The following is a 23,185-nucleotide window of genomic DNA, read 5'->3' on the forward strand; positions in this document are numbered from 1 at the left end:
TTGCCGGGACCACGGGTTAAGCTGTGTTGTACACGATAACCCTCAAAATGACGGATACTGCCATCGTCCATCACGATAGGTACATCAACGATCAATACCCGTTTTGGACGTCTTAAAATGTCGATATGTTCTTTTAAATCTTCCAGAAAAGGGGAAACTCTGTCGATTTGCTCCAAAAAAGTTAACCATGCTTTATCATGTTGTTGTATATACGATAAATTTGTCATTTGTTTATCCCCTTAGACTATTTTAATTGAATATTGGCAATCACTTGGTCGGCCTGACAAGTTTCACCCTGTGCCGCAATCAATTGAATTTGACCAGCTTGATGCGCTAAAACCTGCACCTCCATTTTCATCGCTTCCATAATGGCAACCACCTGACCTTCTTCTACGTGTTCATCGTGTTGAACTTTCCATGCACTAATTACGCCATTAATCGGTGCAAGCAAGTGTTCAGGTTGAGTTTCTTGCATTTGTTGCTGTTCAACTTGTGAATTTATGGCAGCAGTACTTTGAGCAAACATTCCGGCTGGTAAACCTAAGCGGTGCAACTTTCCATCAATTTCAATATAACTGAGCAACATCGCTGGTTGGTGATTGGGAATACTGCGTTTTGTTGCTTTCAAATCCTGTTTAAAGTCATTTTCAATCCAGCGGGTATGTACTTTAAATTCATCGGTAAAATCTGCTTCATTTAGTACAGCACGATGAAAATCGAGAACTGTGGCAACACCTTCAATCTTGAATTGTTTTAAGGCACGTTTTGCGCGCGCAATCGCAATTTCACGTGTGGGACCTGTCACAATCAGTTTTGCCATTAAGGAGTCGAAATGGCTGGATACAAGCGAGCCGGTACGCACCCCAGTATCGATACGAACGCCATTACCCGATGGTGCATCAAACAGACTTAATGTACCAAAAGCAGGAATAAATCCACGACCTGGATCTTCGGCATTGATCCTAAACTCTATGGCATGACTTTCTGATTTTGGTGTTTCTTTAATAGATAATTCATGACCGAGTGCCACACGGATTTGCTCCACCACCAAATCAACTTTAGCGGTTTCTTCAGTTACAGGATGTTCAACCTGTAAGCGGGTATTTACTTCCAGAAACGACAGTTTGCCATCCTTGCTTAATAAATATTCAACTGTTCCTGCCCCGACATAATGGGCAGCCTGACAAATATTCTTGGCTGACGTCAAAATTTCCTGATAAATCTCATCACTTAAAAAGGGCGCGGGTGCTTCTTCAATCAGTTTTTGATTGCGGCGTTGTAGTGAACAATCACGGGTTCCCAACACCACCACATTCCCCTTTTTATCAGCAATCACTTGCGCTTCGACATGACGTGGCTGATCTAAATATTGTTCAACAAAACATTCGCCACGGCCAAACGCTGCTTTGGCCTCACGCACGGCAGAGTCATATAATTCTTTTACATCTTCGAGTTTCCAAACCACTTTTAGACCACGGCCACCACCACCAAATGCCGCTTTAATGGCAATCGGTAAACCAAATTTTTTGGCAAAATCTAATGCTTCATCAGCATTATTTAGCGGATCTTGGGTGCCGTGTACCAAGGGTGCGCCCACTGAAGCGGCAATTTTCCGTGCTTCAATTTTATCTCCCAGTTTTTCAATTGCATCCGGAGATGGACCCACCCATTTCAACCCTGCATCAATAACGGCTTGGGCAAACTCAGCCCGTTCAGACAAAAAGCCATACCCTGGATGCACCATCGTTGCTTTGGATTTTGTTGCAACATCAATAATTGCCGGAATACTTAAATAGGTATCTTTTGCAGTGCTACCCGGCAAACCCCAGGCTTCATCTGCAAGTTCCACATGCAGACTACTGATATCATCATCTGCATACACGGCAACCGATAAAATACCCATATCACGGCAAGCATTGATAATACGGACAGCGATTTCACCACGGTTGGCAATTAGTAGTTTTTCAATTAATGGATTTTCAGTGCTCATATGCATTCTCAATCTTGGTAAATTCTTGAATCCTGTTGAATTTGATGAAACAACCCGCAGGTATTTGTGCCACCAGATCCCAATGATATTTGGCTACAGAAGCAATAACAGGATATCCACCTGTTAAGGGATGATCATTCATAAATAAAACTGGCTGCCCACTTGGCGGAATCTGTAGCGCCCCAATACAGGTACCTTCACTTTCCAGTTCATGGGTGATTTTGCGTGTTAAAGGTTCTAATCCTGATAAACGTAGTCCGACCCGGTTACTGTCATTGGTCACCAGCCAGTTTTGTTGACACAGTTTTGCAATACTGTCCGGATCAAACCAATCGGTACGTGGCCCCATGACAATATCCAGTTCAACCGTATCCCCCACGCTGGGAAGATTAGCTTTAGGAATTTCATAAATACTGATATTGGTTGTAGCAACTTTAGCTTGATAAACAACATCCCCCATTTTTAATGGCTCTGGCCCAAGCACAGCCAAACTATCAAATGAATAACTATTTAAAACAGGTTGAAAATCAAATCCACCACGAATAGCAAGATAATTTCGCAAGCCCGCTGTAGGCATTTGAATTTGAAATTCATCTCCTTCATCGAGTGCTATGGCCTGATAACTGTCAAAATCAGCGTTTTGACCACCGGCAAATTTCACATGAATGTTTGATATTGCACCAGTCACTGCAATTACAGCAGAATGGAGCATTTTGGCTTTTAGTCCACCATTTAAAATTTCAATGACCGGAGTATTAACTGGATTGCCGACTATGCGATTGGCACTATGCATTGCAGAGAGATCCATCGCGCCTGCTGTGCCTACACCAATGTTGGTTTGATTAAAACGACCTTCATCCTGAAACGACATTTGTAGACTGGGTGAGCTAATTTGAAATACCGGTTCAAGAGAGATTTTTTCCGTTTGGATGATCTGTTTTGGCACATTGATGGAAACAGGAAGATGGGTTCTATCTTCAAAATGTACTGTCATCCCTGGTAATAACAGTGCCGGATTTTTACGTTGCAAATCCCACATTTTGTCGTTTGTTGTACCAATCAGTTGCCAGCCACCTGGACTGTCTTTTGGATAAATTCCTGAATATTTTCCTGCCAATCCCAGTGAACCTGCTGGAATTTTTTTACGTGGAACTTGTAACCGTGGAATATCGGTAAACGGATGATTGGGACTACTCATATAAGCAAACCCAGGCGCAAAGCCTATGAAAGCAACATTCCAGACACTTTGTTGATGTTTAAGAATGACATCGGCAACAGATAGTCCTTGTAATGCTGCAACCTGAGCTAGATCTTCTCCATTATATTGAATCGGAATAATGACTTCTTGTGCATTCTGTTCGAGAGTTGATCCGATCTCCAAGGTATTGATGACAGAAACCAGTGCTTCAAAATGCGTTTCGATTTCATTAAAAAAAACCAGTATTGTTTTCGCCGCTGGAATTAAATCCTTAATGCCCTTGAGCCTTGCATGTTGCAATTTGCCGTATAATGCCAATGTTTCTTCCAGACTTGACAGTTCTATTAAAAAACAATCAGCATTTACTGATAAAAATCGCATTTACGCCCCCTTTTCTTAATTAACTAATCCAGGCTCGATCAGGAATATCAGTAATCAACATATGTCCAGGTGCATGACTAATCGCAAATGGAATTTTTGAGTGCATGACGGCTGCCTGTGGTGTGACGCCACATGCCCAAAATACCGGTATTTCGCCAGCTTCAATACGTACAGCGTCACCAAAATCAGGTTGATTGATATTCTGGATACCAAGTCCTTCCGGATAGCCAATATGCACAGGCGCACCATGTACACCGGGCATACGCGCTGTAATTTTTACTGCCTCCGTAATTTGATGAGAAGGAATGGGCCGCATTGACACCACCATATTGCCTGAAATTCATCCCGCAGAAATACATTCAATATTACTTAGGTACATTGGCACATTGGTATTGTCATGGATATGACGTACTTCTATCCCGGCTTCCTGCAAAGCCGTTTCAAAGGAGAAACTACAACCGATTAAAAATGTCACCATATCGGGATGGGCATGATAAATAGCACGTGCATCGCTGACTTCATCAATCATTTGCCCATCTTGCCAGACACGATAGCGTGGAAAATCTGTACGAATATCTGAATCAGCCGCAAGTCTGGTGCGATAATGCCTTCTTCTAGAACGTCCAAAACAGGACAGCTTTGGGGATTACGATGCGCATAAAGCAGGAAATCATAAGCCCATGCTTTGGGTACCGAAATCATATTGACCTGCGTCATGCCGGCGGCCATGCCCGCTGTGGGTTTATCAAAACCTGCACGAATCTGGTAACGTGCCTGCAATGCTGCTTTTAGTTGTATCGGATCTACTTTAATATTTTTCAACATCACGTTCTTCCTTGCGTTCTATTCACAAAATGGGCGAATTTGAATGTTATGTTTTAACAACTCAGCTTTGATCGCTACTGACATTTGCAAAGCGCCATCGGTATCACCATGCAAGCAAATCGTATCTGCCTGAATGGGCGTAAAAATGCCATCAATTGACTCAACACCACCTTTTTCAAGCATGGAAACAACACGTTTTGCGACAAAGTCAGCATCATGTAAAACTGCGCCGTCCAAACGACGTGAAACCAATGACCCATCACTGTTATAAGCACGATCTGCAAATGCTTCCGAAACGACATTTAAACCGGAAGCTTTTGCCTGTTGAACCAGATTTGATCCTGCCAGCGCAACTAAAACCAGTTCAGGGTTGTACATTTTAATCGCTTCAATGACTGCTTCAGCCTGAACATGATCTTTAGCAATGGTGTTGTAGAGTGCACCATGTGGTTTAACATATTTCACTTTTGAACCGGCAACCTTGGCCAGTCCATCCAGTGCTGAAATTTGATATAGCACATCAGCGATCAATTCGTCCCGTGATAAATCCATGTTCCGGCGACCAAAACCAACCAGATCAGGATAAGAAACATGCGCACCAATGCTGACTTCCAGTTTTACTGCCTGTTGCAGTGTTTTTAAAATACCAAGTGGATCACCTGCATGAAATCCACAGGCAATGTTGGCACTGGTCACAACGGGTAATATTTGCGCATCATTACCCATTTTCCATGAACCAAAACTTTCACCTAAGTCACTATTTAAATCTACAAACATGCTATGCAATCCTTTTTCACTTGGAGTCCGGTTAAGCGGGTTAATCAGTTAGAGTTTTGTTAAATAGTTAAATACTGTGGTAAATGACATGTAACCCATCCACCATGTCAAAATACAAGTGAGTACACCAAGAACCAACAACCATTTCGGATAGTTATAATTCCCCAGCATATCTTTACGACAAGCGGCAACATACACAAAAATAGTCAAACCAATTGGCAATACCAAACCATTAAAGCCACCGACAAAAATCAACAATCCAGCAGGTGTCGCGCCAAGTATGACATACAGCAATAATGCTAAAGAGATAAAGGTAATGGTGGTGTAGTTGGTTTGTTTGGGGGTTAAATTCTTTTTAAATGCCGTGAAGAAAGAAACCGAAGTATAAGCCGCACCAATCGTGCTACTAATCCCGGCTGCCCAGAAAATTAAACCAAACAGTTTAAAACCAAATGTACCTGCCGCATATTGAAATGCCTGTGCTGCCGGATTGGCATCGTGACTTGATAAATCAATTGTAGCACCACTTACAACAACGCCCAGAAATGCCAGAAACAAGACATAACGCATGATGCCAACAACAATGATGCCTTTGGTTGCAGCTTTGGCAACTTCATCAATATTTTCTGGACCCACTGCGCCTTTATCCAATAAACGATGCGCCCCTGCATAACAGATATAACCGCCAACCGTTCCCCCCACAATGGTGGTAATGATGGCAAAATCAATTTGGTCTGGCATAAATGTCTGTTGAACCGCCTGACCAACGGGTGGCATCACAATAAATGCAACAATAACAATCAAGATAATTTTGAGTAAACCCAAAATTATCATCGTTTTATCCATTGCAAGTGTCGCTTTTCGGGAGGCAAAAATTAGAATTGCCAAAGCACCGCTTAACACACCACCTATTTTCGTATCAAGTCCAAAGAGTGCATTTAGACCCAAGGCAGCACCTGCAATATTGCCGATACTAAAGAAAAACCCCCCTAGAATGACCAAAAATGCAAGTAAATAACCACTTCCCGGTAATGCCTTATTGGCAACATCAGAAGCTCGCATTTGGGTTAGAGTGACCACACGCCAAATATTTTGTTGAACAACATAATCAATAATGATGGAGATTAAAATTGCAAAGCCAAATGCAGCCCCCAACTTGACGGTAAATACAGCAGTTTGCGTTAAAAAACCCGGCCCCATTGCAGATGTCGCCATCATGAAAATGGATGCAATAATCGCCCATTGGCGTTCATTAAAAAAAGAAGATTTCAGTAGAGACATATAAATGCGTTCCTCATCTATTTGAGTTTAATTAACGCTATTTTTAGATTGAACAAAGAACATCAATTTAAAAAATCTCAAATTCTTCAATCCTCTCTTTCAAAATAGACCCATGTTAAACAAATTGGTTAAATTTTGTATCTAAAATCAAACCATATATGAGTAGACTCTACAATGTGCTAGTTCATAAAATTGAAATAAAATAAGTTTTTGTTTTTTAAGTTTTTTTTTAAAATAGTATTCGCTTTCATAATGAATGCTTATTATCTTTAATAAGTATTTATTATGAAAAAAATAGTATTTATTTTAAATTCTAGATCATCAAAACTTAAAAGCATAAAACAACATTTTGACAGAACAATGTCTAGTGTTAATGCCCTAATTGCAGAACAGCTCATTGAGTTGACTGAGGAAAAGACAGATTGGGGCTTCGGACTATGCTTTTCTTATCTACGTCATGTTGAAAATTATGTTTGGAATCACAAACGTGTTTACCGTATGCTTGAAGCTTTGCTTATTACTCACTTTAATTATTTTAAGCGAGATATATTTTTGCCTGCTTCCAGATTTGAAACCGTATTTACACCAACACCAGCACGTTGGGCTACTTCTGCCTGCGTCATTTGCTGATTCAATCGTTCCTTTCTCAGACGGTCACAAAGCAATCTTACGACTTCGCTTGAAGTTTTCATAAATAAATCCATTTTATTAACTATTAAGTCAAATAAAATTAATTAAAACACAATATAATGGATTTATAAAGATGAAATATGGTTTTGTTGGGTAATCTCCATTTATTACCACGGGTATACAAGCACCTTCTAAACTATGATAATTTTCAAAGAGCTATATTATGAAAACAACTTACTCTTTGGCTTATAATTGGATACTAGAAAATAAATGGGTACCATACAAAACCTCCGGTCCACGTCAACTATGACACTATTTAATTAACTGATAATCACCAATTTTTGTGCTTCTAATAAATGGGTAGAAAAAGGATTTATTATTTAATAGTTCTTAGAAACTTTTGGAATTGGCTTAATCGAGACCAAAATACATTGCATTAAGCCTTACAAAGTAGTACTTATCAGGAAAGAAATTCAGCGCAAGGAACGTTCAACGTCAGGTCAACGGAATTCATGCCTAAAAAAAATATTTAATACATTCAATACATTAGTATGATATTGCACCCAGGTTGTATCTTAAATTTGAATACCTCAGCATAACTCTACCTTTTTAATCTTTATGCAACAGAGCCATTTAGCTCTCCGAAAAATCGTTGGAATTATGAATATCCGTCGATTTTGAAGTCTGTGTAAACTTAAGATAAGGATAGGGATTGACCGCCCCTTGCCCAGAAAGATAAATGCCATAATGTAAATGTGGCGGTGTCGATTGGGCATTGCCAGTATTACCGACATAGCCAATCACCTCCCCCACATCAACCCAATCTCCTTCAGCAATATTTTCCGCATAATTATCAAGGTGTGCATAATAATGTCGGCTTAAGTTTGGTCCCAGCACCCACACCACTTTACCACCCAAATTATTAGTACCGATCTGGCTGACAATGCCCACTGTGCTACTGAGCACAGGTGTACCACGTTTGGCAAAGATATCCACCCCTTGATGGGTTCGTCCTTCGCTACGCGCTGCACCCCATGTATCCTGAATCTGGCGCGCTGTGACACCCTCTACAGGGATGCCCAATTGTAATGGTAATTCCTGTTGCGACAACTGCATATACACCATTGGATACTGGATGCCAACAGCCTCACCCGACACTGGCGGCTGACAAGCACTGACTAGACCAATCAGTCCAGTGATCCCTATACAGCGTAAAAGTATAGAACAATAGCGACGATCCAATTTGTATAATCCTCAATGGCTTGTATATACTATAGCCGCTTAGCGACTCAATAATTGATAAGCAGTTGATCCAGATACTCATAATTACACTAGGGTTGCCAGTGCACAATGTGCCTTACAGCACTGCAAAATCATAAATCTCACATCTGCACTGGCAACTTATTTACACTCGGAAGCTGTACTTTTTAATTCCTGAGAGCATCACAACTGACACTGTCCTTCATGATTTTGGCAATCGCCTCAGTCGTCAAGCTATCATCTTACAATAATAGTTTGAACTGCTCGATGTTACTTAACCATAATTCAGTCAATTGACGTTCTGTACCCAGTGTGGCACATACCGCATATTATATTGTACAATTCCCGCTATAGATAATGGTTTTCTGGGTCGCCAAATCAACCAATGATGTGATGACGTCATCTTCTAAAGGCTGATTCGGTTGAAAGTTATTTACTTAGATTCGGCTATTCATCACGTTTTTTACAGAAATATTGGTAGTAGGTACCAGATAAAATATAAATAATTAAACGCTCACAAGAAATTACCATATTAAAATATATATTCTATTTATAAAAAGACATATAAAAAAAGACCTTATCAAATGATAAGGTCTTTTAAGAATTTGGAGCGGGAAACGAGACTCGAACTCGCGACCCCAACCTTGGCAATAGTCACCTACATTTTTACTTTAAAAGGTGCTAAATTACATTAAAATAAATTACTTTATTTCAATAACTTATAATTTTTAATGTATATTTTAAAATTTAAAGCTCATCTATACGGTAAATCTTGGTCACTTTGACTCTTTTAAAATTCAACAAAAGTCACCTACATTTTATAATTTTAAATATGGAAAAAATCCAGCAGACGCTTAATGCTTATACGTCATACTGGATAACTTAAATACATGTAAATGGGCAGGACTTGGTAGCAATTTATTGCTTGACTAAAAAACTAACTAAAAAAATATTTCATTTGTTAAGTAAGCTGGTATTTATTGGCGCAAGACAGTATCGAAATAAAAATCTTATCTCATCATTACCGACATCTTCTGTCCATATTGCAAAGGTTTGATGTGAAATTCAGCGCATCACGACATGCTTATCAGACTCTCATTGCTTCAGAAATGCTTGACTGAGCCACTGATGATAGTTTTTTACCTTGGATCCCTCCAACTTTTTATCAGCAGCGTTTTAATCTCCAAAGATCCCGTGCACTTTCATCAAACAAAAAAACTGTATATTAATTGATTAGTAATTAAATCTTTTCAATACCTTATAGCATATAAATTTTTTATAATTCCAAAAAATTATATGTACTTAAATAGTGCATTTATAGAATTATGCATTTTTATAGTACATTTTTATAAAAATACATTATCAACTTATCATAATGATAATTAACATATAATTTAATAAATAATTATTTTTATTATTAAAAATAAGTACATACTTTGGTCTAATTAGATTTTGGCACGTTATATGCTAAAACATTAAATGTATCTTTAAATAAATATACATTTATGGTGACTGGTTATGACGGTAGATGCTTTTGAGTTAGTAAAACTATTTGCTGATGGTAGTACTACGCCTTTAATTGAACTTGAAAAGTCAATTATGAAAATGGATTCAGTGCAATCGGTATTTATCTCACAAAGTTTAGATCGTGCTTTTAGAGAAGCGAAAGCATCGACAGAACGCTGGGAAAATGCTTGTCCGCTTTCCAGTTTTGATGGGGTCGCAATTGCATGGAAAGATTTAATCGATGTCGCAGGCTTGGTGACTACAGCTGGGTCAAAAGTATTTAAGCATCATTCTCCAGCTCAACATGATGCAGAGGTTGTGTCTGCGTTAACACGAATGGGTATGATAAACATTGGCAAAACCAATCTGACTGAGTTTGCCTATTCAGGGTTAGGTTTAAATCCACATTTTGGTACGCCGGCCAATGTTGTCGAGCCAAAATGTATTCCAGGAGGCTCTTCTTCTGGTTCTGCGGTAGCAGTTGGGCAAGATATTGTCAAAATATCTATGGGAACTGATACAGCAGGGTCAATCCGAATCCCTTCTGCCTTTAATGGTCTGGTTGGCTATCGTAGTAGTTGTGCAAGATATTCGAAAGAAGGTGTTTTTCCTCTAGCCAGCTCTTTGGATACGCTAGGACCATTGGCTAGAAGTGTTCGTGATTGTTATGTATTGGACTGTCTATTACATGGACAAGCAAATGTACAGTTACCCAAATATTCATTATTCCAACAACTTAAGTTTTATGTCGATCTTGATCTTTTGCAAGATCCTGCCATCACAATCGCAGTAAAAAATAATTTTCTATACGCCATCGAGCGTCTGGCACAGGCTGGAGCATGTATTCAATACCAACGTATCACCGCAATTCATAAAACGCTGAGTTTAATTGATTCTGGTAAATGGCTAGGTGCAGCCGAAGCATTTACCTTACATGAGGATTTATTAAATAGTGATGCCGCAACGCAATTGGATTCAAGAGTTCGTTCTCGTCTGGAAACGGCAAGACACCTGCCAGCATCAGTACAAATCGGTTTATATCAAATTGCACGATCTTTAAAGCAATTAATTTCACAAGAACTTTGCGATGGTTTTTTACTTTCCCCAACGGTTGCTCATACCGCACCTCAACGTGCACCGCTTGAGCAGGATGAAACGCTATTTTTTCAAACCAATATGAAAACTTTAAGGCTCACTATGCCGGGAAGTTTTCTGGATATGCCATGTTTAACTCTACCCAATGGTTCGGATGAATATGGTTTACCAACTGCACTATTGATTTCTGGAACGTGTAATCAGGATCAAAAAGTTTTGCACGCAGCACTCGCTGTAGAACAGGTACTTGCTGGTTCATTCAACAAGTAACTCCATTTTAATTTATTTACGTGTACTTCAAAAAGGATGATCTCATGGCTAAAGAAATTTTAGTTTCTATTGGTGTTGATGTAGATGCTGTGGCTGGTTGGTTAGGTTCATATGGCGGTGATGATTCGCCAGATGATATTTCTCGTGGCTTATTTGCTGGAGAAGTTGGTGCATTACGTTTATTGAAATTATTTGAAAAATATCAAATCAAAACCACGTGGTTTATTCCAGGGCATTCTGTTGAAACATTTCCTGAGCAGATGAAAGCCGTAGTCGATGCAGGTCATGAAATTGGTATGCATGGTTATAGTCATGAAAATCCAATAGCAATGACACCTGAACAGGAAGAGGCTGTGCTGGATAAGGCGATTGAATTAATCACGCAATTATCAGGAAAACGCCCCACAGGTTATGTTGCACCTTGGTGGGAGTTCAGTAATGTTACGAATGAACTTTTGCTTAAAAAAGGCATTAAATATGATCATAGTCTGATGCATAACGACTTTACGCCATATTACGTAAGAGTCGGTGATTCATGGACCAAAATTGATTATAGCCAACATCCAGATACATGGATGAAACCTTTGGTACGGGGTACAGAAACGGATCTCATTGAAATTCCAGCAAACTGGTATTTGGATGATTTACCTCCAATGATGTTTATCAAAAAATCACCGAATAGTCATGGTTTTGTCAATCCACGTGATATTGAGCAAATGTGGAAAGATCAATTTGATTGGGTTTATCGTGAAATGGATTATGCAGTATTTCCAATCACAATTCATCCAGATGTTTCTGGGCGTCCACAAGTGTTATTGATGTTAGAGCGTTTAATTGAACATTTTCAGTCACATGAAGGTGTGAAGTTTGTAATGATGGATGAAATCGCAACTGATTTTGCCAAACGTTTTCCTCGTGCTGGTTAATGTCGGCTTTAAATTAAAGGAACATGACCATGACTGAAAATATTGATATAAATTCTGGTAGTAATAACAACGAATCACCTACCCAAAAAAGCAATGGTGTTTGGCAACCTGATGTCATTAGCCAGAAGGATATTAATTATGCTTCTTGGATTGCTTTTTTTGCATGGGTATTCGCAGTATATGATTTTATTTTATTTGGAACGTTACTCCCGGTAATGGGAGGACATTTCAATTGGAACGAGGCTGAACAAGCAAGTTTGGCGACATGGATTGCTGTGGGCGGTGCGGTTATTGCTTTTGCGATTGGCCCGATTGTCGATAGGATCGGTCGCCGTAAAGGTATTATCTTTACTATGACGGGTACAGCAATTAGTTCAGCGATGACAGCGGTCGGTGCTGGATGGGGTAAAGGTCCTTTAACAATTATTCGTTCGGTTGCGGGACTGGGTTATGCTGAAGAAGGTGTGAATGCGACTTATCTGACTGAAATGTATGCTACCTCCAAGGACGAGAAATTTAAAAAACGTAAAGGCTTCATTTATTCACTGGTACAAAGTGGTTGGCCAGTTGGTGCATTGGCCGCTGCGGCATTAACTGCAATTTTACTACCCCATATTGGCTGGCAAGGTTGTTTTATTTTTGCGGCAATTCCAGCATTTATTATTGCAATTCTGGCAAGAAAACTTAAAGAAAGTCCACAATTTCAGATTATCAGAAGAATCTCGGAGTTAAAAAAAGCTGGGCAAATTGAACAAGCAAATGCACTCGCCGCAGAATATCATCTTGATCATGAAGAGCATCAAAAAACTGGTGTAAAGGCTGCCTTTCAAGGTAAAGCATTACGACCAACGCTAATTTTGAGTTTGGCCATTCTACTTAACTGGTCTGCAATTCAGGTATTTAGTGTATTGGGTACTTCAGTGATCGTGAATGTCCATCATTTATCATTCCAAAACTCATTAATTATTCTGATCTTATCTAACCTGGTTGGATTTATCGGCTATCTGGTTCATGGTTGGTTAGGTGATCGCATAGGCCGTAGAAATACTGTTGCGATTGGCTGGATGTGTGGTGGTATAGCATTTTACGCCATGGTTGTGGCGTCACATGATTTAGTGACTGTGGTGGCACTTTATAGTGTGGGCTTATTCTTTTTAACTGGGCCTTATTCTGCCATGTTGTTCTTTATGGGGGAATCTTTCCCAACCAGTATTCGTGCAACCGGCGGTGCGATTGTACATGCTATGGGACCAATTGGAGCAATTCTAGCTGGTGTAGGTATTACCAGTGTATTAACCAGTGGTGGAGAGTGGGCAAGTGCAGCACTTTGGTTTGGTGCTTTACCATGCTTTTTATCTGGTTTGGTGATGCTTGCTGCTCGCCATGTCAATCCAGAAGACGTGAAATAAGGAAAAAACATGATGAATCAAAATCCTGTTGCATTTATTACCGGTGCTGCAAGTGGTATAGGTCAGGCATTGGCTGTGGTTTATGCCAAGCATAATGTACGTGTAGTAGGTGGTTATTTCGAAAAAGATCCACATGATCCGAAACTAACAGAAGAGCTGGTAAAACAAGCAGGTGGCGAATGCATCATGGTACCTGTCGATGTTGCTGATTATCAATCTGTAGAATTTGGTGTAAAAGCTGCAATTGACCATTTTGGTCGGCTCGATTATGCAATTGCCAATGCTGGTTTACTACGTCAATCATCTTTACTGGAGATGACAGATGATGCATGGAATGAACTGATTAATGTCGATTTAACGGGCGTAATGCGAACCTTTAGAGCAGCAAGTAAATATATGGTAGCTCAAGGCGCAATGGTTGCAATTTCTTCGATTGCCGGCGGCGTATATGGTTGGCAGGAACATAGCCATTATGCGGCTGCAAAATCTGGCGTACCGGGTTTATGCCGTTCTTTGGCGGTTGAATTGGCCGTTAAAGGTATCCGCTGTAATGCGGTTATTCCCGGTTTAATTGAAACACCTCAGTCTTTAGATGAAAAAAATTCTTTAGGTCCACAAGGTTTGGCCGAAGCAGGCAAAAAAATTCCACTCGGTCGGGTTGGACGTCCAGATGAAGTGGCAAAACTCATCCGGTTTTTGACCAGTGATGAGGCCAGTTATATCACTGGGCAAAGCATTATTGTAGATGGTGGGCTGACCGTGCGCTGGCCTGATTAAGAGATTACGTTTAGATGTCTGCACCCAAGATGGTGCGGACGTATAATCAGAAAGGATTTAAAATGAAACAGTTAAATGAATGTCGTGTGGTGATCACCGGCGCAGCAAGCGGTATTGGTGCTGCAATTGCCTTAGCCTTTGCTAAACAGGGTAGCTCACTGTTACTCAGTGATTTAAATCAACAGCAACTGGAAATAAGTGCAGAACATTGTCGTCAATTCACTTCTCATGTGAACACTATTGTGACTGATATTAGTTATTCTGAAGGTGCCAATCAAACTATTGATTTATGTATTGAATATTATGGTGGAATCGATGTACTGGTCAATAATGCCGGCATTCTGACACAAGCTCCTTGTGTCGATTTAAGCCAAAAAATGTGGGAAGACATGTTGCGAATTGATTTGACTAGTGTCTTTCTCACCAGTCAACGGGCTCTACCGCACATGATTGAACAACAATGGGGAAGAATTATTAATATCTCTTCTCAACTAGGCATTAAAGGCGGTGTTGAACTCACGCATTATTGCGCTGCAAAAGCAGGTGTAATTGGCTTTACTAAATCCCTCGCTCAGGAAGTCGCTAAACATAATGTATTAGTGAATGTAATTGCACCGGGACCAATTATGACACCGTTGGTTGAGGGAATCAGTGAACAATGGAAAGTGGATAAAGCCAAAGAATTGCCTTTAGGCCGCTTCGGTACCGCCGAAGAAGTGGCACCTGTTGCTATATTATTGGCTTCTGAACCGGGTGGTAATTTATTTGTGGGGCAAACCTTAGGACCAAATAGTGGCGATGTTATGCCCTAATTAAGGATAGTACGATGTGTGGATTATGTGGCGTGATTGGTGAAACACCAGACTGGACAGATGCTCTTGCTTCAACGTTACCGAAACGGCAGGAAAGATTAAGACGCATTAAAATTTTAAATCTACTGACCGCATCACAACGGCTAACAATTTCTGATTTTCATGGCACCAATTATATTGTGCAAACTGCAACCGGAAAAAGCAGTATGGCCAATGGTTTTATGGCATTACTACTGGAAATTGAAAATATGGCAGGCGAAAAGTTAGACGTATTAAGCCCAAATATTTTGTCCTATTTGGAGTGTCTATGATGAGTATTCCGGTACATATTGTGACAGGATTTTTGGGCAGTGGTAAAACTACACTGATTAAACGTCTGTTACTAGAAGGTGATGCACAAAACACACTTGTACTGATTAATGAACTGGGTGAAATCGGTATTGATAATTTACTGGTACAAACAGTTGCAGACAATACTTTTTTATTACCGAGTGGTTGTATGTGTTGTACGGTCTTGGACAGTTTAAAAACAACCTTATTAGATATGCTGAACAAGCAAGCCCAAGGGGTAATACCAATTTTTAGTAGGGTCTTGATTGAAACTACAGGACTGGCAAATCCTGCTTCAATTCTGGCGACCATTCAGCAGGATACGCATCTTAAGAGCCGTTTTTATCTTCACGGTTTAACTACCGTTGTAGATACTGAAAATGCTATCCAACAATCGCAACTACATCCTGAGTGGCTGACACAAATTGTGGCCGCTGATCAGATTTTATTGAGTAAATGCGACCGGGTTGTTGACAGCATACAACTCGCAGTAAAGGATAAAATTCAGCAACTTCACTCTGAGATAGTAATTAAAAATGTGCAGGATGTTTACTGTATTGCTAATCTTTTTGAAGAGCAGTTACTTCATCGCCAAAATTTAAATTCTGCTGTTTTTTTTAAACCTATGGATAAGGCAAAGCATGATTTAACCCAGACGTGTGTAATTGAATTTGAAGGAGAGATTGATGGGCTAGTCTTTGGTGTCTGGCTCAATTTATTACTCAATAAGTATGGAGAACAACTCCTTAGAATAAAAGGAATTTTAAAACTAGCAGGTTTCGAGCAACCTGTATTAATTCAGGGGGTACAGCATTGTCTGTATCCACCTGAGCATTTGGAAGCTTGGTCTTGGCAAGCGCAAACCTCCAAAATAGTCGTGATTGCCCGTCATCTTGATGTGCAACAGGTACAACGTTCGTTTCAGCTATTTATGCAAAAACTGGCAAGTTAACGGATTGAAAATTCAGAATTCTGTATTTAACAACATACGGAATAGGAGCTATGTGTGCGTAATTTAACAGTTCAGGATTTATTAAAAATCAAAAAATAGAAATTTTAAATTGATTTTTAATAAGTTTTTATTTTAGAGAGCGTAGAGGTGAAAAGTCATTAATGTGGATTAATTTGAACGATGTCATCAATTTCTAATCATTTTTAAATTTTAAAGCAGGTAGTAGAATGGGTAAACATATATTCACAGGTTCAATGCTGGTATTGACGCTAAGTGCCACGACATCAATCTTCGCTAATCAGGCCTTTGATGCACAAAGTCTCTGGATGTTGGGGGATTGGTCCGGTAAGCGTAGTGCCTTGGTTGAACAAGGTTACGATTTTTCAATAGCTTATAGTGGGCAAGCTGCAACCTTGCTGGATACTTCTGTTGATTCAGATAAAGACGCAGCTTATGCAGATCAGTGGAATTTTTCCGGTAGTTTTGATTTGGCCAAAATTTTAAATTGGGATAACACTCAGGCTTACATCAATATCACTAAACGGGATGGTAACCAGATAGAGAATAAATCCAATGCGCTATCTACACATATTAGTCAGGTACAAGAAGTATATGGTCGTGGTCAGACTTGGCGTCTGACAGATATGTGGATCAAAAAAACTTTTATGAATAATCAACTTGATGTCAAACTGGGTCGTTTTGGTCAGAGTGAGGACTTTGCAAGTTTTGATTGTGAATTTCAGAACTTGGCTTTATGTGGTGGGCAAATTGGACATTGGTCGGGTGATCAATGGTTTAATGGTCCTGTCAGTCAATGGGCGGCACGGGTTAAATGGAATTTTTCACCTGAATTGGCCGCACAGATCGGTGCCTATGAGGTTAATCCAGAAAACTTGAAACGTAGTAAAGGTTTTAACCTGAGTACTGATGGTTCGAAAGGGGCGATTATTCCTGTTGAACTGATCTGGACGCCGACATTAACCCCGCAACATTTGCCAGGAGAATATCGTATAGGTTATTACTATAGTACGGTTGATACCAACAATGTTCAAACAGGGTATTCTGAAAATGAACATAAATATGGCGTCTGGATTTCCGCAAAACAACAACTTACGACACATGCGAATGATGCCAATCGTGGGCTTAGTATAATGGGGCAAATTGCCTTATATGATAATAAAACCAGTATTTTTCAAGATGCAGAAAATATTGCGCTGGTATATAAAGGTCTGGCAGATAATCGGCCAAAGGATGAAATTGGGCTGGGTATTTCACGTATTGCAGTTGATAGTGATCTGGCACCAGAATTGGATGATGAACTCAATGCCGAATTGTACTATGGGGTTCAGGCAACAAATTGGCTAAAAATTCGGCCTAATTTACAATATGTAAAAAATATTGGCGCTAATTCGGAAAGTGGCAATGCCTGGGTGGCTGGTGTAAAATTCAACATGAACTTTTAAGTGTTAAACAAGTAGGGAGAAAGCTTTAAAGCCGAGGATTGAATGGTTCACCACTTAAAGTTTTTTCCTACTTCATTGTCATTTTGCTGTTGTAATACTTAAAAATACAATTTAATTAAGGTTTTTTTATGACTTCAAAAGTCCCGACGCTTCGAATCTTAGGTACTTCAGTGACTTTAATCGAAAAGATTCGTGTCAAAGCAGAACAGGACCTCGGTATCCATATTGAGTATCAAATCTACGACCCTCAAACTGTACAAAGAATTGCAGTATTGCATCCGGAACAATATGATTTATATGATCAATGGTTTCACAATATTGATTTTGTCTGGCCAGTAAAATCCATTCAGCCCATAGAGACGGCGAAAATTCAGCGCTGGAATGAAATTAATGATTTAGCTAAAAAAGGCACTTTATTTTCAGATCGGCCACTGGCACAAGGTGGAGTACCGAGTCAAAGATTGTATGTACAGCAAGATGGTACTTTAGGCAGCAATGAAACACCATTTATTACCATGCTACCATTAACGCATAATGTAGATAGCTTTATTTATTTTCCTAAATCTTTACCAGATCGCCTGAAAAATCAACCCGAGAGTTGGGCTTGGTTACTGGATAAAGATTGGCACGGCTCTGTTGCGGTACAAAATGATGCGGCGATTGGGGCACTGGATTTAGCCATGGCGGTTCAGGCCAGCAAACAATTGCAATTTTCCGATTTAGGTAATCTGAGCTTACAAGAAATTGACCTATTAACTGCTTTATTATGGGAGTTAAAGCGGACTAATCATTTTAAGGATTTTTGGTCTGACGATGAACATGCTTATCAATTGATTTCCAGTAAAGATGTATATATCGCAAGCTTATGGTATCCGACCTTAATCAAATTGCTGCAACATAATAATAACTTCAAAATTGCCAATCCGAAGGAAGGATATCGTGCATGGTTTGGTGGACTGGCATTGTCCAGAGATGTGTCCGATGAAATCAAAGATGTAGCTTATCGCTATCTAAACTGGTGGTTAGAGGGCTGGGCTGGTGCAATGATGGCAAGGCAAGGCTTATACATTTCCAATCCTCTACGTGCCAGAGAATATATGACAGAGGCAGAATGGGATTTTTGGTATATGGGCAAACCCGCACAGGAAATTTTATGTGGAATTAATGATCAACCCTTGATTTCCAAAGGAATGTTAAGAGAAGGTGGTTCATATATGGAGCGTATGGGGCATATTGGGGTCTGGAATTCTGTTATGGATGAACATAACTATCTGGTACGGAAATGGAAAGCATTATTAGACAGTTAAAATTTTAACTTTAGGATACGCGTTCCAGATAGGGCGGAAGATGGGGTTCTGGAATAATTGAGAACACTTTTAAATAATCCACAGAACGTTTTTTTGCGTTGATAAGATGCTTTTCCAGATTTTGAATAGCAGATTCTAAAGACCCATACAGTAATGCATCGATGACAGCCTGATGTTCTGCCAGCATAAAATGATAATCGTTGACATGGATAGCCTCATGTAATACCTGACTAATCAGAATCGAACTTTGTGCATTGTACATAATATGTGCCATTTTCTGATTTTGCCATTCTATATTACACAGCGTGTGATGTAGATCGTGTTCAATCTGTTTAATAATTTGTTTATCCATATCTTTAATATTTTGCTGGGCAAAAAGAATACGCTCAGACATTTTTTTTAAGTCATTACTGGATACCTGATGAATATTATTGCGTAATGCAATGGGTTCTAAAATTAACCGAAGTTCATAGTTTTCACTGACACTTTGTGCTGATAATGGGCCAGCTAGCCAATCTCCATAGGGTTCTTTTTCGACGAGCCCTTGTAAATGAAGATTTTTTAAAGCTTCTCGAACGACACTTCGGCTAATGTTAAAGTGTTCAGCCGCACGTTGCTCATCCAGTCGGTAATGGCCATGCAGGATAATCTGTGAAATATATTGATAAAGTTCCTCATATATTTTTTCGCTTAATAAGCGTGTATCAATAATTTCTTCATTATCAGGAATGCCTAATAATTCTTTAGTGATATTTAATCTAATTGGTTTGGTATATTCTTGCTTAGGATTGACAAGATAACCTCGACCATCAAAGCGAGAAATAAGGTGTTGATCTGATAAAAGTTGTAGTGCGTGCCGAACAGGGACTCGACTTGTATTAAATATTTTTGACAGTGGTGCTTCTAATAGCACAGTTCCAGTCGGTATAGTTTGGTCTTTAATTGCTTTGGTGAGTGTTTCAAAAATGATTTGATAACGAGCATTTATTTGTTGAGAAAAATTCGTTGAGTTCAGCATATTAATGAGCAAATGATAAATGGCAATATTTGTGATTACTTTCTTTGATACGCATTTCTATAGTTTGTACTGATGCCTCAGTTTCAATGGCATATGAATTCACTATAGTGCTGTAAATACTCTTAATAATCAATTTCTTAAGTTTATTTAGAGTAGTCACTTCGTATCTCGTTACGAATAAATAATAGTGATTATAACGTTATTTTACTTCCTCTGCTATGTAATTTAAGATGGCTGATATCTTGAAAATAAGCACAAAAATGACGCCTTTACTGCCATTTTTTATGTGCGATTTCATGAATATCATTGGTACATTAATAAACAATTAGCTTTAGTTACATTGGTGTTTTTATAAAAAATTCTGAAAGTAAACAATTGATTTATAACTTTTATTATTATTCTATTTTGTGGTCCATCTGTTTAATACCTCACCTACAGCTAAGGTAATTATGCTTGAAGCTTTGCTTATTACTCACTTTAATTATTTTAAGCAAGATATATTTTGATTAATTCTTGATTGGATATAAGCGAGTGTGTCACTGGTGATTTGACCAGCATACTCGCAAAAGCAGCTTGACCATTGAGTAGATCAAAATATGAGATCTCAGGTGTATTGATCCCACATTGATTTAAACATTCAGCATAGGCAGCTTCAACTGCACAAACTTCTGGGTGCTCTTGTTTTGCAGGAAACTTAACTAGCCATGCTTCTGAACGAGATGAAGCAACTGTGGAAAAAGACAACGTGATAGGATCTTTATAAATCAGCGCTTTTGGTCTTGCACCTTGTGGTGATCCTCCCATTAATATCAATTGCTGCAAGAATTGTCCACCTTCACCATGAAGTACTTCCTGAACCTCTTGAGCAAGTTGATCTATGGGAATATCGTCGTGTAAAGCTATTAAATCAGAAGCAATGGGTTCAAATGACATTGCTCCCATTGCGTTATTCCCAATGTATGTTAAACGTTCTAATGGTCCAATTCGTGCTGGATTCAATCCTCGTTGTTTGAATAATCGATCCATCAGTAGCATCCCCCAGCCGTCTGGTAATGCATCATATACTGGTGCTGGCAAACCCATCTGATGTGCTGGGAAATCTTTCCGAAGCTTTGCTCCGTTTAATGGTAATGTATAACTTGATAGTTCTAATTTCCTTTTTTTCGCCTCTTCACTATATTCAAAAATAATCAGAGGTCGACCTGTAATTGCTGTTGATAAGACCAATGTCTCCCAATGCCAATATTCACCCCAGCCATTATAGTAAACTGCAATTTTATTCAACATCATTGGATTTCCTTTTAATGCGCTGACGACTAGAATTTTTTTCGTAGTGAATAATGTCATCTATGCTTTCTAATTTCGGCTGAAACAGTTGTTCTAATTCTTTAAGCCGTCCAAGTACCATGGCAATCTTCACCAAATTTTCAAAAGATACATTTTTGCCGGCTTCCAGATTTGAAACCGTATTTACACCAACCCCAGCACGTTGGGCGACTTCAGCCTGCGTCATTTGCTGATTTAGGCGTTCTTTCCTCAAACGGTCGCAAAGTAACTTTACGACTTCATTTGAACTTTTAAAAAATAAATCCATAATATTGGGGCTTATGTGAATTTTTTTATAATTAAAACACAATATAATGTATTTATAAAGATATTACATTATAGAAATTTTGAAGTCTGAGAACTTAAATATTATTACAAGAAGTAGTTTTAGCAAATTAGGTTATAAATTCAAAAGTATATTTTCATTTCGTCATCGAGGTACTCTCTAAAGAAAAGTATTTTCCAATAAACCTAGTACAGTTCAGTCCCGATTTTATTTTCTTCCCATAAAATTGCATTGGAACGATGAGGAATAAATGTTCTCCAAAAGCAATTAACTATTTTTCAAATAGCTGACGGGTACAGCTTCTCTCATCAATCATTGACGAAATAAAATATACGTCACATATACAACTAGGGATATAATCTTGATTTTTCTAGAAATCAAACATGAAATTAAATACAACAGCGGTTGGTATCTATTTAAGATGAGCAATGAATAGACAATATATTTACAATTGCAGCAATGAAGATATTGCTTTGGCTGCAATAAAACTTTAAGATTATTAGACTATCATAAACAAATTATCCAGCCTCATTAAATTTCACTATAATTGGAACAAATTTTGAATAAACTGATTAAACTGCTCAGGCTGCTCAATATTGGAAATATGTGATGCGGCAATTTCTAACAAAGTTGCATCTGCAATCTGCTGCTGCATATATTCACCATCGGTAACTGTGGTTACAGGATCCTGTGTTCCTACCACAATCATTATAGGGATACCAATCTCCTTCAACTGTGCCCTAAGGTCTGCCTTGGCCAAAGCCTCACAACAATTGGCATAACCTTCGATGCTGCCAGCTTCCAAGTCATTGGCTAAACGCTGTACCATGCCTGCATTGCTCTGAATAAAGGACTCGGTAAACCAACGTGATGCTGCGGTGGATGCAATCGGACGCAGCCCCTGTTCACGCACCAGTGCGGCACGATCTTGCCATGCCTGTTGCTGTCCGATCTTTGCAGCGGTATTACAGACCATAACACGGTGAAAACGTTCTGGGTGTTGGATGGCAAGCCACTGACCTGTCAATCCACCCATCGAAATGCCACAAAAGAAAGCTTTTTCTATTTTTAAATGATCCAGTAGATCGATTACATCCTGCCCCAAATCTGCAAGCGCATAGGGAGGTTTTGGTGTCGAAGATGCACCATGACCACGTGTATCATAGCAGATGATAAAATAATATTGCTGTAGTACTTCATATTGTGCCTGCCACATACGGTAATTAGTGCCAAGCGAATTGGAGAAAATCAGTGCAGGCTTAGCATGATCCCCAAAAGTTTCATAATTCAATGCAACATTTTTTAATTGTGCAATTGGCATAGTCTTGTATCCTTTAAATCTTAAACTGAAGCAACATGATCGACA

Annotated in this window: 18 protein-coding genes and 4 pseudogenes; 10 read left to right on the forward strand and 12 right to left on the reverse strand. The window is 39.1% G+C overall.

Annotated elements, in window-relative coordinates; all coding sequences use genetic code 11:
* The 6 genes and pseudogenes from CRO21_RS16830 to CRO21_RS16855 form a co-directional block, all read right to left on the reverse strand.
* The coding region (locus tag CRO21_RS16830; RefSeq protein ID WP_322853240.1) for a Glu/Leu/Phe/Val dehydrogenase dimerization domain-containing protein at positions 1-227 on the reverse strand (227 nt) is incomplete at its 3' end.
* Between the two features lie 17 nt (positions 228-244).
* A complete protein-coding gene (locus CRO21_RS16835; RefSeq protein ID WP_097080466.1) occupies positions 245-1,990 on the reverse strand; it encodes an acetyl/propionyl/methylcrotonyl-CoA carboxylase subunit alpha in 1,746 nt (581 codons plus the stop codon).
* The gene (locus CRO21_RS16840; RefSeq protein WP_097080467.1) at positions 1,980-3,569 is read right to left on the reverse strand and encodes a 5-oxoprolinase subunit B/C family protein; all 1,590 of its coding nucleotides are present in this window, start codon (positions 3,567-3,569) and stop codon (positions 1,980-1,982) included. The genes CRO21_RS16835 and CRO21_RS16840 overlap by 11 nt, the downstream gene beginning before the upstream one ends.
* Before the next feature lie 19 nt (positions 3,570-3,588).
* Positions 3,589-4,394 (reverse strand): annotated as a pseudogene (locus CRO21_RS16845) (putative hydro-lyase).
* Between the two features lie 18 nt (positions 4,395-4,412).
* Positions 4,413-5,171, reverse strand: a complete 759-nt coding sequence (locus CRO21_RS16850; RefSeq protein ID WP_097080468.1) for a LamB/YcsF family protein — start codon at positions 5,169-5,171, stop codon at positions 4,413-4,415.
* Positions 5,172-5,219: 48 nt separating this feature from the next.
* Entirely contained in the window at positions 5,220-6,473 is a 1,254-nt protein-coding gene (locus CRO21_RS16855) for an NRAMP family divalent metal transporter (RefSeq protein ID WP_171294083.1), read from the reverse strand.
* 342 nt (positions 6,474-6,815) lie between these two features.
* Here CRO21_RS16855 and CRO21_RS16860 point away from each other — a divergent pair.
* Positions 6,816-6,953 (forward strand): annotated as a pseudogene (locus tag CRO21_RS16860) (IS3 family transposase); the annotation flags it as partial.
* Positions 6,954-6,994: 41 nt separating this feature from the next.
* Here CRO21_RS16860 and CRO21_RS16865 read toward each other — a convergent pair.
* Together CRO21_RS16865 and CRO21_RS16870 are read right to left on the reverse strand one after the other, a co-directional pair.
* Positions 6,995-7,156 (reverse strand): annotated as a pseudogene (locus CRO21_RS16865) (helix-turn-helix domain-containing protein); the annotation flags it as partial.
* A gap of 559 nt (positions 7,157-7,715) precedes the next feature.
* On the reverse strand, positions 7,716-8,324 hold the full coding sequence (locus CRO21_RS16870) for a M23 family metallopeptidase (RefSeq protein WP_228150486.1): 609 nt from the start codon (positions 8,322-8,324) through the stop codon (positions 7,716-7,718).
* Between the two features lie 1,536 nt (positions 8,325-9,860).
* On the opposite strand from CRO21_RS16870, the gene CRO21_RS16875 reads away from it, so the two are divergent.
* The 9 genes from CRO21_RS16875 (at position 9,861) to CRO21_RS16915 (ending at position 19,189) form a co-directional block, all read left to right on the forward strand.
* The gene (locus CRO21_RS16875) at positions 9,861-11,213 is read left to right on the forward strand and encodes an amidase (protein WP_087621189.1); all 1,353 of its coding nucleotides are present in this window, start codon (positions 9,861-9,863) and stop codon (positions 11,211-11,213) included.
* Between the two features lie 44 nt (positions 11,214-11,257).
* A complete protein-coding gene (locus tag CRO21_RS16880; protein ID WP_097080471.1) occupies positions 11,258-12,139 on the forward strand; it encodes a polysaccharide deacetylase family protein in 882 nt (293 codons plus the stop codon).
* Between the two features lie 29 nt (positions 12,140-12,168).
* On the forward strand, positions 12,169-13,548 hold the full coding sequence (locus CRO21_RS16885) for an MFS transporter (protein WP_097080472.1): 1,380 nt from the start codon (positions 12,169-12,171) through the stop codon (positions 13,546-13,548).
* Between the two features lie 9 nt (positions 13,549-13,557).
* Complete coding sequence (locus CRO21_RS16890) at positions 13,558-14,325, forward strand: SDR family NAD(P)-dependent oxidoreductase (protein WP_228150487.1); 768 nt, start codon at positions 13,558-13,560, stop codon at positions 14,323-14,325.
* 62 nt (positions 14,326-14,387) lie between these two features.
* Positions 14,388-15,137 carry an SDR family NAD(P)-dependent oxidoreductase gene (locus CRO21_RS16895; RefSeq protein ID WP_097080473.1) on the forward strand — a complete coding sequence of 250 codons (750 nt, stop codon included), beginning with the start codon at positions 14,388-14,390 and terminating at the stop codon, positions 15,135-15,137.
* Between the two features lie 14 nt (positions 15,138-15,151).
* Positions 15,152-15,448 carry a hypothetical protein gene (locus CRO21_RS16900; RefSeq protein ID WP_087621194.1) on the forward strand — a complete coding sequence of 99 codons (297 nt, stop codon included), beginning with the start codon at positions 15,152-15,154 and terminating at the stop codon, positions 15,446-15,448.
* Positions 15,445-16,419, forward strand: a complete 975-nt coding sequence (locus CRO21_RS16905; protein WP_228150488.1) for a CobW family GTP-binding protein — start codon at positions 15,445-15,447, stop codon at positions 16,417-16,419. Before CRO21_RS16900 ends, CRO21_RS16905 begins: the two co-directional genes overlap by 4 nt.
* Positions 16,420-16,646: 227 nt before the next feature.
* Positions 16,647-17,882 carry a carbohydrate porin gene (locus tag CRO21_RS16910; protein ID WP_097080475.1) on the forward strand — a complete coding sequence of 412 codons (1,236 nt, stop codon included), beginning with the start codon at positions 16,647-16,649 and terminating at the stop codon, positions 17,880-17,882.
* A gap of 128 nt (positions 17,883-18,010) precedes the next feature.
* Entirely contained in the window at positions 18,011-19,189 is a 1,179-nt protein-coding gene (locus CRO21_RS16915) for an ABC transporter substrate-binding protein (protein ID WP_087621197.1), read from the forward strand.
* Positions 19,190-19,199: 10 nt separating this feature from the next.
* Here the strand turns inward: CRO21_RS16915 and CRO21_RS16920 are convergent, their stop codons facing one another.
* The 4 genes and pseudogenes from CRO21_RS16920 to pcaD all read right to left on the reverse strand — a co-directional run bounded on the left by CRO21_RS16920 (position 19,200) and on the right by pcaD (position 23,140).
* A complete protein-coding gene (locus CRO21_RS16920) occupies positions 19,200-20,207 on the reverse strand; it encodes a GntR family transcriptional regulator (RefSeq protein ID WP_228150489.1) in 1,008 nt (335 codons plus the stop codon).
* Positions 20,208-20,765: 558 nt separating this feature from the next.
* Positions 20,766-21,494, reverse strand: a pseudogene (locus CRO21_RS16925) (type II toxin-antitoxin system HipA family toxin); the annotation flags it as partial.
* Positions 21,484-21,801 carry a helix-turn-helix domain-containing protein gene (locus CRO21_RS16930; protein WP_097080477.1) on the reverse strand — a complete coding sequence of 106 codons (318 nt, stop codon included), beginning with the start codon at positions 21,799-21,801 and terminating at the stop codon, positions 21,484-21,486. The pseudogene CRO21_RS16925 and the gene CRO21_RS16930, both read right to left, overlap by 11 nt.
* A 559-nt stretch (positions 21,802-22,360) precedes the next feature.
* Positions 22,361-23,140 carry a 3-oxoadipate enol-lactonase gene (gene pcaD / locus CRO21_RS16935; RefSeq protein ID WP_097080478.1) on the reverse strand — a complete coding sequence of 260 codons (780 nt, stop codon included), beginning with the start codon at positions 23,138-23,140 and terminating at the stop codon, positions 22,361-22,363.
* Positions 23,141-23,185 lie beyond the last annotated feature (45 nt).

It is taken from the genome of Acinetobacter puyangensis (genome assembly GCF_900096995.1).
GTDB lineage: Bacteria > Pseudomonadota > Gammaproteobacteria > Pseudomonadales > Moraxellaceae > Acinetobacter > Acinetobacter puyangensis.